The following is a 13,662-nucleotide window of genomic DNA, read 5'->3' as shown; positions in this document are numbered from 1 at the left end:
CTGCTGCTCCAGGACCTCGACGGTCGCCTTCCCGGTGCCGTCGAGGAGATCGTCCGCCTCGCCTCGCCGGTCAACTACATGCGGCGCAAGGTCACCCGCGACCACGAGATGAACGGCCACCTCTATCGCGCGGGCGAGAAGGTGGTGTTCTACTACTGGGCCGCCAACCGCGACGAGCGCGTCTTCGCCGACCCGCTCCGCTTCGACATCACCCGCAGCCCCAACCCCCACATCGGCTTCGGCGGCCCTGGGCCGCACTTCTGCCTGGGCGCCCACCTCGCCCGCCGCGAGATCACCGTGATGTTCCGTGAGTTGCTCCGCCGCGTCCCGCGGATCGAGGGCGGCGCCCCCGAGCGGCTCCACTCCAGTTTCATCAACGGGATCAAGCGGATGGAGTGCGCCTTCTAGGGCTCTCCGGTGGTTTCGGTCACTGTCCCGCCGCGCGGATCGACTTGAAGACGGTGTTGACGTCGGGGAGCAACTCCTTCTTGCTGTCCGGCACCGACATGTAGACGATCGAGGGCAGGTCGGCCCCGGTGCTCACCGCCGCCACGACCATGGTCGTCTTCGAGTCGCCCGAGGTGATCTCGTACGCCGCGAGCTGACCGGGCAGGCCGTTCACCGACAGGGTCTGCTGGGCGGTCTTGCGGGCGGTGTTGCCCTCGGGGAAGAACTTGTTGCGCCCGCTGGAGGCCACCGCGTTGATCACCGGTGCGAGGTTCTCCGGCGAGGTGTACTTGCTCTTCAGGCGCTGGGAGAGCGGGCCCGACATCAGCTGCGCGAACTGGGTCTTGCCCGTGGAGTCCGTACCCGCCGGGAGGTACTGGCGGGTCGTGAAGCCGTAGGAGGCGGGCATGCCGGGCCGCTGGTCCTGCCGCCAGGGGGCGCCGAGCCGCGCCAGGGTGATCCCCGCCTGCTGGTCGGTGAGCGTGCCGGCCACCGGCGACGCGTCGCCGGTGAAGCGCGGCAGGCGGCCGATGGCGGCGGGCTTGGCCGGCTTCTTGGTGGTCGCCGCCGAGGGCTTGGGGTCGGAGGCGATCTCCTCACCGCCGGCCAGCGGCCCGGCCAGGAACGCCCAGAGCACCGCGCCGAGCAGCGCGATGGCCACGGACCCGGCCAGCGCGAAGATCCAGACCGGCCGTCCGCGCTCCCCGAGCTCGTCCTCGTCCTCGATGGCCTGGTAGTTGTCGCCGAAGACCGTGTTCCACAGCTCCTGCTGGCGCTCGGGCGGAGGGGTCTTCGGGCCGCTGATCTGGCCCGCGGTGACGAACGGCCTGTTCGGGTCGGACGGGTCGCGGCTCAGGTGATGGCCGGGCTGGCCCGGATGCGCGGGCTGGCCGGGGTGCCCCGTGTGTCCGGGCTGACCCGGGTGACCACCGGGCTGACCTGCTTGTCCGGGCTGACCTGCTTGTCCGGGCTGACCTGCTTGTCCGGGCTGACCTGCTTGTCCGGGCTGGCCTGCGTGTCCAGGCTGGCCGGGCTGGGTCTGGGGCGGCGGGGGGCCGGCTCCGGGGTGAACGGGGGCTCCTTGGGGAGCGGGCGCGTTGGAGGCCGCCGCGTTCGCCGCGAGGGCCCACATGGCGGGGGTGTCCGGCACGCCGTAGCTGCGCCGCGCGTTCTCGGCGCCGTCGCCGTTCAGGGCGCCGTTCGGAGTGCCGTTCGGGGGGGCGCCGTCAGGTGAGGCGCCCGCGAAGGAGGGGCCACCGGGGGCGACGCCGGAGGGGGCGCCCTGAGCACCTCCCTGAGGGGCACCGGGGTGGGCGTTCCCGAAGGGAGCGGCCGGAGCGTCGCCGCCCGTCCAGGAAGGGGAGAACGCCGAGGTCTGCGCCTCGGCGGGACCCGCGTCTCCCGAGGGGGAGGCCGGAGGCCACGCGCCACCGCCCGCCGGGGCCGCGGGCGGCCAGGGGGCGTTCTCCGTCGGCGGGGCAGCGGGCGGCCACCCGCCGTTCTCCGTGGTCTGTGCCGGAGGCCAGGCGGGGGCGTCGTGCCCCGGCGCGGCGGCCTGCCACGTCTCGCCCGCCGCCGCGCCGGAACCCTGTCGGCGCGCGTCACCCTGCGGGCTGGACTCCTGCGCCCATCCGTTGTTCTGCGGGCCTGACTGCGTCCAGCGATCGGCTTGCGGGCTCTGCGTACGGCCGTCGTCGGGGGGCGTGGTGTCGGGCCAGCCGCCGCCGGCCGGTGAGGTGGCCTGCGCCCAGCCGTTGGAGGAACCGGCCTGGGGGGTGGAGGTGTGCTGCGCGTCGCCGTCCTGCGACGGGGTGGACTGAGGCCATCCGTTGTTCGGGGAGGACGGGTGGCCACCGTCGGCCTGCGGGCCCGAGGCCTGTGCCCATCCGTCCTGGGAGGGGGTGGGCTGCGGCCATCCGTTGCCGGGGGAGGTCTGGTGTGAGGTGTCGGTGCCCTGCGGGCCGGAAGCCTGCGCCCAGCCGTCGTTCTGCGTGCCTGAACCCTGCGGGCCGGAGGCTTGTGCCCAGCCGTCGTTCAGCGGGCTTGAACCCTGCGGGCCGGAGGCTTGTGCCCAGCCGTCGTTCAGCGGGCTTGAACCCTGCGGGCCGGAGGCTTGTGCCCAGCCGTCACTCTGGGGGGCCGACGCCCGCGCCCAGCCGTCGTCGCGCGGGTTGGACGCCTGTGCCCAGCCGTCGGCCTGCGGGCTCTGTGGGCTCTGCGGACGGCTGTCGTCGGGAGGTGTGGTGCTGGGCCGGCCGCCGTTGGACGGGTCGCTCGCCTGCGCCCAGCCGTCCTGGGAGGGGGTGGGCTGCGGCCATCCGTTGCCTGGAGAGGTCTGGTGCGAGGTGTCGGCGTCCCGCGGGCTGGAGGCCTGTGCCCAGCCGTCACCCTGCGTGCCGGAAGCCTGTGGGCCGGAAGCCTGTGCCCGGCCGTCGTTCTGCGGGCCTGATCCCTGGGAGCCTGAGGCCTGTGCCCAGCCGTCGTTCAGCGGGCTTGAGCCCTGCGGGCCGGAGGCCTGTGCCCAGCTGTCGCCATAGGAGTTGGACGCCTGTGCCCAGCCGTCGTTGCGCGGGCTGAAAGCATCCGACCAGCTGTCGGTCCGGGGGGACGGCGCCTGTGTCCATCCGTTGTTCTGCGGGCTGGTCGCCTGTGCCCAGCCGTCGGCCTGCGGGCTCTGCGGACGGCCGCCGCCGTGGGGCGGGGCCCCCTGGGGCCGTCCACCGGGAGAATCCGCCGGGGAGGCGGAAGGGGGCTGCCCTCCACCGGCCGAGGCGGGCGAGGCGGGTGAGGTCTGCCACGAGGAGCCGTTGCCGCCTCGCGGCTCGTCCTGCGGGCGGGGAAGCCGGGGGCCGGTGCCGAGGGGGTCGTTCGTCCACGAGGGCGACGGCTCGGCAGCCTCCGGCCATGCCGAAGGCAGGTGGGACTGGCTGGACTGCTCCGAGGCCATGCTTTCCTTACCTCCCGCGCGGGTGCCCGAATTAGGCGTATTGGGCATGGTCTCACGTGAGACGGGGGGGCTCGCAGGGAAACCGGAGAACGCCCCCCTGAACTGGAGTCCGGTGGGATCGGTCGGTGGATCCTGCATGGGCAGGCCGACCTCCATCGGATCCGGGCCCTGCCCCGGCTCTGCTGAATGTGCCACGGTTAGAAGAGTAAACGTGAGAGACATACGAGGTCACAACAGGCGTATAGCCATCGAGTCTCGTTGTCCCGCGAGTACGAGAACCCCATTCTGCCGACCTGGCCGGATCCTGTCCCCCGCTTGCCGCGATCGGCCCCGTTTTCGCTGGCCACGAATACGCCTTGCGGGCTGCGATAGTCTTGGTCTATGCGTGCCGCGACCCTGCTTATCGGGCCGCATCGGCCTCCCCGTCCCTGAGCGCCCTGCCGATGCGGCTGCCCTCCGCGTGAGCGGGGGGTTTTTGCATTGGGCCGGACGGGCCAGACCATCCCACGCAGACACACCCCGAGGAAACCGACGTGAGCGAGCGAGCCGACATGCAGAGCGACGAGCAGCACTATGACCCGCAGGCACTGCAGGTCAAGTGGCAGCGCAGGTGGGAGGAACTGGACCCCTTCCGGGCCTCCGACGACCCCGCCGACCCGCGTGAGCGGCGCTACATGCTCGACATGTTCTCCTACCCCTCGGGTGACCTGCACATGGGACACGCCGAGGTGTTCGCCCTGGGCGACGTCATCTCCCGCTACTGGGTCCAGCGCGGCTACAACGTGCTGCACCCCGTCGGCTGGGACTCCTTCGGCCTGCCCGCCGAGAACGCCGCGATCAAGCACAACGCGCACCCGGCGGAGTGGACCTACGCCAACATCGAGACCCAGGCCAACTCCTACCGGCGCTACGCGATCTCCTTCGACTGGTCCCGTCGCCTGCACACCAGCGACACCTCGTACTACAAGTGGACCCAGTGGCTGTTCAACCGGTTCTTCGAGCGCGGCCTGGCCTACCGCAAGGGCGGCCTGGTCAACTGGTGCCCGAACGACCAGACCGTGCTGGCCAACGAGCAGGTCAAGGACGGCAGGTGCGAGCGCTGCGGCGCCGAGGTCGTCCGCCGCGAGCTGACCCAGTGGTATTTCAAGATCACTGACTACGCCGACCGGCTGCTGGACGACATGGCCCTGCTGGAGGGCGGTTGGTCCGAGCGCGTGCTGACCATGCAGCGCAACTGGATCGGCCGGTCCGAGGGCGCCGACGTCAACTTCGTGATCGAGGGCCGCGACGAGCCGGTCACCGTCTACACCACCCGTCCCGACACCCTGTACGGCGCCACCTTCTTCGTGGTCGCCCCGGACGCGCCGCTGGCCGAGGAGATCGTCACCGACGACCGGCGCGAGGCGTTCGAGGCCTACCGGGTCGAGGTGTCCAAGCTGTCCGACATCGACCGGCTGTCCACCGAGAAGGAGAAGACCGGCGTCTTCCTGGGCCGGTACGCCGTCAACCCGGTCAACGGCGAGCGCATGCCGGTCTGGGCGGCCGACTACGTGCTGTCCGACTACGGCCATGGCGCCATCATGGCCGTGCCCGCGCACGACCAGCGCGACCTGGACTTCGCCCGCGCCTTCGACCTGCCGGTGCGGGTGGTCGTGCACACCGGCCTGGCCGATCCCGGCGAGACCGGCATCGCCACCAGCGGTGACGGCGCGATGGTCAACTCCGGCCCGCTGGACGGCCTGGCCAAGACCGAGGCGATCCGGAAGATCATCGAGGTGCTGAGCGAGCGGGGCACCGGACGGTTCACGGTCAACTTCCGGCTGCGCGACTGGCTGCTGTCCCGCCAGCGCTTCTGGGGCTGCCCGATCCCGATCATCCACTGCGCCGACTGCGGCGAGGTCCCCGTCCCCGACGACCAGCTGCCCGTCACCCTGCCCGACATGCGCGGCGAGGCCCTGGCACCCAAGGGCGTATCCCCGCTGGCCTCGGCCGAGGACTGGGTCAACGTCTCCTGTCCCAAGTGCGGCGGCCCGGCCAAGCGCGACACCGACACGATGGACACCTTCGTCGACTCCTCCTGGTACTTCCTGCGCTACGTCGACCCGGCCTACGACGAGGGCCCGTTCGACGTCGAGCGCGTGCGCAGGTGGGGCCCGATCGACCAGTACATCGGCGGCGTCGAGCACGCCGTGCTGCACCTGCTGTACTCCAGGTTCTTCACCAAGGTCCTGCACGACATGGGGATGGTCGACTTCGTCGAGCCCTTCACCCGCCTGCTGAACCAGGGGCAGGTCATCAACCAGGGCAAGGCGATGTCCAAGTCACTGGGCAACGGCGTCGACCTGGGGCAGCAGATCGACGCCTACGGTGTCGACGCGGTCAGGCTCACCGTCGTCTTCGCCGGACCGCCCGAGGACGACATCGACTGGGCCGACGTCTCCCCGGCGGCGTCGCAGAAGTTCCTGGCCCGCGCGTTCCGCGTGATGGCCGAGGCCGGTGCGGCCTCGGCGCCCGGAGTGGACGTCACCGCCGGAGACCTGAACCTGCGCAAGGTCGTCCACCACACGATCGACGAGGTCACCAAGCTGGTCGACTCCCACCGCTTCAACGTCGCGGTGGCCCGCATGATGGAGCTGACGAGCGCGGCCCGCAAGGCCATCGACTCCGGGCCCGGCGCGGCCGACCCGGCGGTCAGGGAGGCCGCCGAGACCCTGGCGGTCATGCTGTCCCTGGTCGCGCCGTACGCGGCGGAGGAGGGCTGGGAGCGGCTGGGACACTCCGCCTCGGTCGCCACCGCGGGCTGGCCGGTGGCCGACCCGGCGCTGCTGGTCCAGGAGTCGGTCACCTGTGTCGTCCAGGTCGCGGGCAAGGTGCGCGACCGGCTGGAGGTCTCCCCGGAGATCTCCGAGGCGGACCTGGAGGCGCTGGCCCTGGGGTCGGAGAAGGTCCGGTCCTTCCTGTCCGGTACGCCGCGCAAGGTGATCGTCCGCGCCCCCAAGCTGGTCAACATCGTCCCCTAGGGGGTCGTGAGCCGGTCGACCTCGTCCCCTGGGAGCCGTGGAGCGGGCGGCCGGGCAAGGCCGTCGTGTGGTGGGTGAGGCCGCGGCGCGTGGTCTCGAAGGCCGCTGCCGGAACGCGGACCGGAGGTGCTCGGGGGTCGCCCATCGGATGGACGACTCCCGAGCGGCTCACCGGCGGGTCCCCGCTCCCGGTCACCCGCCGGGCTTCCGGCGCTCATCTCCGCTCTATCGATCAGCGTGCCGGTGTCCGTTGACGTGGGATCTTCCGAGGCGTCCCTTCACCCTTCATCCGAAAACGCCGGAGGGGCGGGGTCCCGATGTCGGGACCCCGCCCCTCCGGCGTGTCGCGCGTCCTCCGGCTGTCGTGCGGAGGCTGGAGGCGCGTGGTGTGGAACTCGCGCCGGAACGGTGTCTTCCGGAGCTCGCCCGGCGGATGCGAAGACCCGCCGGTGAGCCAGGCGGACACGGAAACCGGCGGACGCGGAGAACGGTCCGAAAGCCACCCGGAAACCGGCGGACGCGGAGAACGGTCCGGGGTCGCCGGGGACGCTCGCGTCAGAGCTTGCGGAGGACCGCGACGACCTTGCCGAGCACGGTGGCCTCGTCACCCGGGATCGGGTCGTAGTTGGGGTTGTGCGGGACCAGCCAGACATGGCCGTCTCTGCGCTTGAAGGTCTTGACCGTGGCCTCGCCGTCGATCATCGCCGCGACCACGTCGCCGTTGTCGGCGACCGGCTGCTGGCGTACGACCACCCAGTCGCCGTTGGCGATGGCGGCCTCGATCATCGAGTCACCGGTCACCTGGAGGAGGAAGAGCGTGCCCTCGCCGACGAGCTGCTTGGGCAGGGCGAAGACGTCCTCGATGCTCTCCTCGGCGAGGATGGGGCCACCGGCGGCGATCCGGCCGACCAGGGGGACGTAGGCGGCGGTCGGGCGGCTGACCGGAGCCTCGTCCTCGCCGGAGTCGGGATCCACCCACAGCACGGGCTCGCCGGGAAGGCGGACCTCCAGGGCGCGGGGGCGGTGCGGGTCACGCCGCAGGTAGCCCTTGCGCTGCAAAGCCGTCAGCTGGTGCGACACGCTGGAGGTGCTGGTGAGCTGCACCGCCTCACCGATCTCCCGCATGGACGGCGGATAGCCGCGCTGCTGCACGGAATCGCGGATCACCTCAAGGATCTTCCGCTGCCTGGGGGTGAGGCCAAGGGAGTCACGCCTTCGCACCGCCAGGTCGCTGGCGGCCGAACCGTTCTCGTTGTGCTGGCTCATACGAACTCCTCGCCTCCCGGTCTGTATCTGACGCGTCGCACACAGCGACCATACCTCGGCCGAAGATCATATTCAAACAATTGTTCGAATGTCCTCGAAATCGGCGACGCCGTGGTGTACAACATCGTACGGGAGTTCGATCGACATCGTGTTCGATTCGCCGATCTTTCTTCGACATGTGTTCGGCCAGGTCGAGGGGATGGGGGTCACCATGAAACCGACCACGACGACACCGCGATCCAGGACCGCGCCGGCATCCCGGGCCGCGCGGCGATCACCGGAGGCGCCGCGCCTGCGGCTCGTGCCGCCCCCGAGACCGGAGCCGGGATCGGGGCCGGAGCGGAGCCTCGCGCCGGAGTCCGCGCGAAGGCCCGAGGCGGGTCCGGGGTCCGGGGCGGGGCCGGGATCCGACCGGGGGCCGGTGCCGGGGCCGCGAGCCGGCCGCGGGGCGGCACAAAGGTCCGGGCCGGGGTCCGGGCGTACGCCCGAGCGGGTGTCCGGGCGGACGTCCGGGCGTGAGACGAAGCGGGGGTCGGGGCGGGCGGTCGATCGGGAGCCGGGGCGGGGGTCCGGATCCAGGCCGAGGCCGGCGGCGCGATCGGCGGTGGCGCCCGCGGCGCGGGTCCGCCGCTCCGGAGTCGACCGTCCCGCGCCCGTCCGGCGGCCACTCCGGCTCACCAGGCGTGGAAGGATCGTGGCGGTGGCGGTGCTCGCGCTGTTCACCCTGGGGGTGCTCTGGATCGGCGGGCGCATCGACATGGCCTCGGCGGGCGGGCGGCCGGATCTTGAGGGTCTTCCCCGGATCACGGTGCACGCGGGCGACACGCTGTGGGAGATCGCGGACGCGTTGACCGAGGAGGCCGACGCCGGCCCGACGGTCCGTCGTGTCATGGACCTCAACGGGCTGCCCGGCCCCGAGGTCCGGCCGGGGACCCGGCTCTATCTCCCCGAGGGCCTCGTCCGCTGAGGCCCGGGAGGGCCACCCCGAGGTGGGGGTGGGGCGGCATGCGCGAGGGGCGGTCGGCGAGCGGGAGAGAAGGGCCCGAGGGGCGGTCGGTCCACGCGGGGGACGGGTTCGAGGAGCGGTCGGCGTACGCGGGAGAGGGGCCCGAGGCGGTCGGCGGGCGAGGGTGGGGCCCGAGGTGGTCGGCGGGCGGGGGAGAGGTCCGAGGGGCGGTCGACGGGCGCGGGAGAGGGATTCCAGGGTGCGGTCCGGCGGGGGCGGGAGAGAGGCGCGGGGCCTTTCGCCTGACAGATCGCCCGGGGCGGATGTGAGGGAAGGGGCGCCCGGGGTGGGAGGGGCCTCGCCCGGGTGGCGACACGCCGGGATGTGACGGCTGATCAGCGACTTCGTCCGGCAAGGTCGTTTCAACTTGCGTTCATGGTCGCGCACTTCTACGGTTGGACCACAACATCTAGTGGCTGTATCGCAACCCTTCACCACAGATTGTGGTTCCATTACCGCATCTCGACTATTCGAAGATGTGTGCGCGAGCGTCTAGGCGTGCGCGCCGTGGGTAGGTGAGGTGGGTCGGCCGCTTCGGTAGTCAAGGAGGCGACACGCGTGCATTGTCCGTTCTGTCGCCATCTGGACACGCGGGTCATCGACAGCCGGGCCACCGAGGACGGTGGAGCCATCCGCCGCAGGCGCACGTGCTCGGAATGCGGGCGCAGGTTCACCACGCAGGAGACCGTCCTGCTCATGGTGAGCAAGCGAAGCGGTGTGACGGAGCCGTTCTTCAGGGAGAAGGTGATCGCCGGGGTCCGGCGGGCCTGCCAGGGGCGGTCCGTCAGCGAGGACTCCCTGGCGCAGCTGGGCCAGCGGGTCGAGGAGAGCATCCGGGCCACCGGATGCGCCGAGATCGCGGCCCACGAGGTCGGGCTGGCCATCCTGGGCCCGCTCCGCGAGCTGGACGAGGTGGCGTACCTGCGGTTCGCCTCCGTCTACCGCGGATTCGAGACGCTGGCCGACTTCGAGGCGGAGATCGAGAAGCTCCGGGCGGAGCGCTCCACCGGGCAGGACTGATGCAGACCCCGGGCGCCGGGGGTGAGGCGGCGCGTTGGTGTGGTCCGATTCGAGGGTTCTACGGAGCCCCAGGAGGGGGAAGTCATGACGGAGACTGTCGGCGCGGTGACACGTGGGAGCAAGAGGCCGCGTAAGGGCCTGAGGATGAAGCGCGTCTTCACCACGCCAGGCGTCCATCCCTATGACGAGCTGACCTGGGAGCGCCGTGACATCGTCATGACCAACTGGCGCGACGGCTCGATCAACTTCGAGCAGCGCGGCGTGGAGTTCCCCCAGTCGTGGTCGGTCAACGCCGCCAACATCGTGACCACCAAATACTTCCGCGGCGCGGTCGGCACCCCGCAGCGGGAGTGGAGCCTCAAGCAGCTCGTCGACCGGGTGGTGGGCGTCTACACCCGTACGGCGGTCGAGCACGGCTACTTCGCCGGTGACGAGGACGCCGAGATCTTCGACCACGAGCTCAAGCACGCTCTGGTCAACCAGGTCTTCAGCTTCAACTCGCCCGTCTGGTTCAACGTCGGCACCGCGTCGCCGCAGCAGGTCAGCGCCTGTTTCATCCTGGCCGTCGACGACCAGATGGAGTCGATCCTCGACTGGTACAAGGAAGAGGGCGTGATCTTCAAGGGAGGGTCGGGCTCCGGCGTCAACCTCTCCCGGATCCGTTCCTCCAAGGAGCTGCTCTCCAGCGGCGGCACCGCGAGCGGCCCGGTCTCCTTCATGCGCGGCGCCGACGCCTCCGCCGGGACGATCAAGTCCGGGGGCGCCACCCGCCGCGCCGCCAAGATGGTCGTCCTCGACGTCGACCACCCCGACATCGAGGAGTTCGTCGAGACCAAGGCGCGCGAGGAGGACAAGGTCCGCGCCCTCCGCGACGCCGGGTTCGACATGGACCTGGGCGGCAAGGACATCGTCTCCGTCCAGTACCAGAACGCCAACAACTCCGTGCGCGTCTCCGACGAGTTCATGCGCGCGGTGGAGAACGGCGAGGAGTTCGGCCTGCGCGCCCGCCTCACCGGCGAGGTCATCGAGAAGGTCGACGCCAGAGGGCTGTTCCGCAAGATGGGCAAGGCGGCGTGGGAGTGCGCCGACCCCGGCGTCCAGTACGACGACACGATCAACGACTGGCACACCAGCCCGGAGACGGGCCGCATCACCGCGAGCAACCCCTGCTCCGAATACCTGCACCTCGACAACTCCTCGTGCAACCTGGCGAGCATCAACCTGCTGAAGTTCCTGAAGGACGACGACACCTTCGACATCGCGAACTTCGTGAAGATCACCGAGCTGGTCATCACCGCGATGGACGTCTCCATCACCTTCGCCGACTTCCCGACCGAGAAGATCGACGAGACCACCCGCGCCTACCGCCAGCTGGGCATCGGCTACGCCAACCTCGGCGCGCTGCTCATGGCCACCGGCCACGCCTACGACTCCGACGGCGGCCGCGCGGTCGCCGGGGCCATCACCTCGCTGATGACCGGCGTCTCCTACCGCCGCAGCGCCGAGCTGGCCGCGGTCGTGGGCCCGTACGACGGCTACGCCCGCAACGCCGACGCGCACAAGCGGGTCATGCGCAAGCACAACGACGCGAACGAGGCCCTGCGCACGTTCGACGAGATCGACGGGGCCATCCACCGCGAGGCCTCCAGGCAGTGGATCGAGTGCCTGCGGCTCGGCGACCGCAACGGCTACCGCAACGCCCAGGCCTCGCTCCTCGCCCCGACCGGCACCATCGGCCTGATGATGGACTGCGACACCACCGGCATCGAGCCCGACCTCGCCCTGGTCAAGTTCAAGAAGCTCGTCGGTGGCGGCTCCATGCAGATCGTCAACCAGACGATCCCGCGCGCGCTGCGGCGGCTGGGCTACCAGGAGGAGCAGGTCGAGGCGATCGTCGAGTTCATCGCCGAGCACGGCCACGTCGTCGACGCCCCCGGGCTGCGGCGCGAGCACTACGAGGTGTTCGACTGCGCCATGGGCGAGCGCGCGATCGCCCCGATGGGCCACGTCCGGATGATGGCCGCGGCCCAGCCGTTCCTGTCCGGGGCGATCTCCAAGACGGTGAACCTTCCCGAGTCCGCGACGATCGAGGACATCGAGCAGGTCTACATGGAGGGCTGGAAGCTCGGCCTCAAGGCCCTCGCCGTCTACCGCGACAACTGCAAGGTCGGCCAGCCCCTCTCGGTCTCGGGCTCGGGCAAGAAGACCGAGGAGAAGGAGAGGCCCGCCGAGCCGGAGATCCAGGTCGTGGAGATCAGCCGCCCGACCCGGCGCCGGATGCCGAACCAGCGCCCCAGCACCACCACCCGCTTCACCGTGGGAGGCGCCAAGGGTTACATGACCGCCTCGTCCTACCCCGACGACGGTCTCGGCGAGGTCTTCCTGAAGATGTCCAAGCAGGGCTCGACCCTCGCGGGCGTCATGGACGCGTTCTCGGTCGCCATCTCCATCGGCCTGCAGTACGGGGTGCCGCTGGAGACGTACGTCGGCAAGTTCGTCAACATGCGCTTCGACCCGGCCGGCATGACCGACGACCCGGACGTCCGCATCGCCGCCTCGGTGATGGACTACATCTTCCGCCGGCTGGCCCTGGACCACCTGCCCTACGACGACCGCGCCGCCCTCGGGATCTTCTCCGCCTCCGAGCGCGCCGCCCAGCAGCGCGGTGAGGACCCGGCCCCGATCCACACCGCCGACGAGGTCATCGCCGAACTCGCCACCTCGGCCCCCATCGAGACGGCCTCCATCGAGTCGGCCCCCGTCGAGGAGCCGAAGTCCCGCCCCGAGGCGGCACCCGTGGAGACCCCGCGCCGCACCGGCTCCCTGGAGTCCCACCAGGGCCGCACCGCCGACGCGCCGCTCTGCATGACCTGCGGCACCAAGATGCGCCCGGCCGGCAGCTGCTACGTCTGCGAGGGCTGCGGCTCCACCAGCGGCTGCAGCTAAAACGGATCGAGATACGACATCGTGGGAAAATCCACCTAATCCTCCATATGAAACAGGCGCCTGACGGCTTTGTCGCGCTGAGGGGGTAATCGAAGAGGAGCGGGAAGCCCGGTACCGGGCTTCCCGCTCCTGCTGTCTCGTCAGCCCATGAGGCATGGATGACGGATGGCCGGCCAGGCGAGATCGGGCGCCGACGGATCGGCCAGATCAAGAGTGCGTTCCGCCGTATCGAGGAGTTGCTTATAGGTGGACGACCGTGATTCGTGAAAGGTGAGAACTGTGGACACGTAGGGTCTCGTTGATCCGAGCTTCAGGGAAAGCGGGGTGGCCGATGATGACAAGAACGGCTGTCGCGCGACGGGTGTCAACGCCGTGGCCGAGGATCGCGTCAAGGTTCTCGTCGAGGAGTTTCAGATAGTTCTGTGCCTGGGCTACACCTTCGTGCACTTTTTTGGTGGGGATGGTCGATGTCCGGTGGCTGGCAATGACCTTGACGGTGGCGCGTTTCAGTTCGGCCACGCGCAGAACGCCGTCGGGGCGGAGCGACGAGATGTCGAGTTCCAGGCCGCGGGTCAGCCTACGGCGTAGGGACTGGCCAACAACCCGCCGCCGAACAGCCACTATGCGCCGGTGAGTGTTTTCCGGATCTGGGACTCCGAACGCCACCGACAGAACTCGGTTGTCAGCCAGAACTGAGGGATGAAACGGGTGAGCCGGCGCGGTTGTTATCGTCTCGGCCATGCATGAGGAGCGGTCAACAGGACCCAAGGGCTTCAGGTAGCCCGTCAGGATATACCTGGCGGTGTCATCGGGGAGTCCCATGTCCCGCACCGTCCATCATGTTTCCCGATCGCGTTCCGGTACCGGTCATGTGTCCGGTGGTCCCTGGCGGTCGGTGACTGTCGTTGATCTGCGGTACAGCGGCGCGTGCCTGGAGGAGGCCGTCCGGGACGGTCGCCGGCCGCGCCCAGAACTCGTCCGCCGCGGGACTGTCGTCCACTCCTGGGCGC

Annotated in this window: 8 protein-coding genes; 5 read left to right on the top strand and 3 right to left on the bottom strand. The window is 70.3% G+C overall.

The genetic code is table 11. The features are described from left to right. A partial coding sequence (locus ACSC1Q_RS29810; protein ID WP_436762002.1) for a cytochrome P450 occupies nt 1-408 on the top strand: 408 nt, incomplete at its 5' end. Nucleotides 409-427: 19 nt separating this feature from the next. On the opposite strand, the gene ACSC1Q_RS29805 is transcribed toward ACSC1Q_RS29810, so the two are convergent. After that, on the bottom strand, nt 428-3,394 hold the full coding sequence (locus ACSC1Q_RS29805; RefSeq protein ID WP_436762001.1) for a hypothetical protein: 2,967 nt from the start codon (nt 3,392-3,394) through the stop codon (nt 428-430). 551 nt (nt 3,395-3,945) lie between these two features. Between ACSC1Q_RS29805 and leuS the strand changes: the two genes are divergently transcribed. Next, nucleotides 3,946-6,414, top strand: a complete 2,469-nt coding sequence (gene leuS, locus ACSC1Q_RS29800) for a leucine--tRNA ligase (RefSeq protein WP_436762006.1) — start codon at nt 3,946-3,948, stop codon at nt 6,412-6,414. 555 nt (nt 6,415-6,969) lie between these two features. Here leuS and lexA read toward each other — a convergent pair. Beyond that, on the bottom strand, nt 6,970-7,680 hold the full coding sequence (gene lexA, locus ACSC1Q_RS29795) for a transcriptional repressor LexA (protein ID WP_350975199.1): 711 nt from the start codon (nt 7,678-7,680) through the stop codon (nt 6,970-6,972). A 700-nt stretch (nt 7,681-8,380) separates the two neighbouring features. On the opposite strand from lexA, the gene ACSC1Q_RS29790 reads away from it, so the two are divergent. The 3 genes from ACSC1Q_RS29790 (at nt 8,381) to ACSC1Q_RS29780 (ending at nt 12,652) form a co-directional block, all read left to right on the top strand. Then, nucleotides 8,381-8,647 (top strand): LysM peptidoglycan-binding domain-containing protein, encoded by a 267-nt coding sequence (locus ACSC1Q_RS29790; protein WP_436762000.1) that lies wholly within the window; start codon nt 8,381-8,383, stop codon nt 8,645-8,647. A 597-nt stretch (nt 8,648-9,244) separates the two neighbouring features. Then, nucleotides 9,245-9,706, top strand: coding sequence for a transcriptional regulator NrdR (gene nrdR, locus ACSC1Q_RS29785; protein ID WP_350975203.1), 462 nt, complete (start codon nt 9,245-9,247; stop codon nt 9,704-9,706). An 84-nt stretch (nt 9,707-9,790) separates the two neighbouring features. Then, the gene (locus ACSC1Q_RS29780) at nt 9,791-12,652 is read left to right on the top strand and encodes a vitamin B12-dependent ribonucleotide reductase (protein WP_436761999.1); all 2,862 of its coding nucleotides are present in this window, start codon (nt 9,791-9,793) and stop codon (nt 12,650-12,652) included. A 240-nt stretch (nt 12,653-12,892) separates the two neighbouring features. On the opposite strand, the gene ACSC1Q_RS29775 is transcribed toward ACSC1Q_RS29780, so the two are convergent. Beyond that, nucleotides 12,893-13,474 carry a Shedu immune nuclease family protein gene (locus ACSC1Q_RS29775; RefSeq protein ID WP_436761998.1) on the bottom strand — a complete coding sequence of 194 codons (582 nt, stop codon included), beginning with the start codon at nt 13,472-13,474 and terminating at the stop codon, nt 12,893-12,895. Nucleotides 13,475-13,662: the final 188 nt, after the last annotated feature.

The organism is Streptosporangium heterodermiicola, assembly GCF_051390675.1.
Taxonomy (GTDB): Bacteria; Actinomycetota; Actinomycetes; order Streptosporangiales; family Streptosporangiaceae; genus Streptosporangium.
This window is presented reverse-complemented; position numbering and strand designations above follow the sequence as displayed.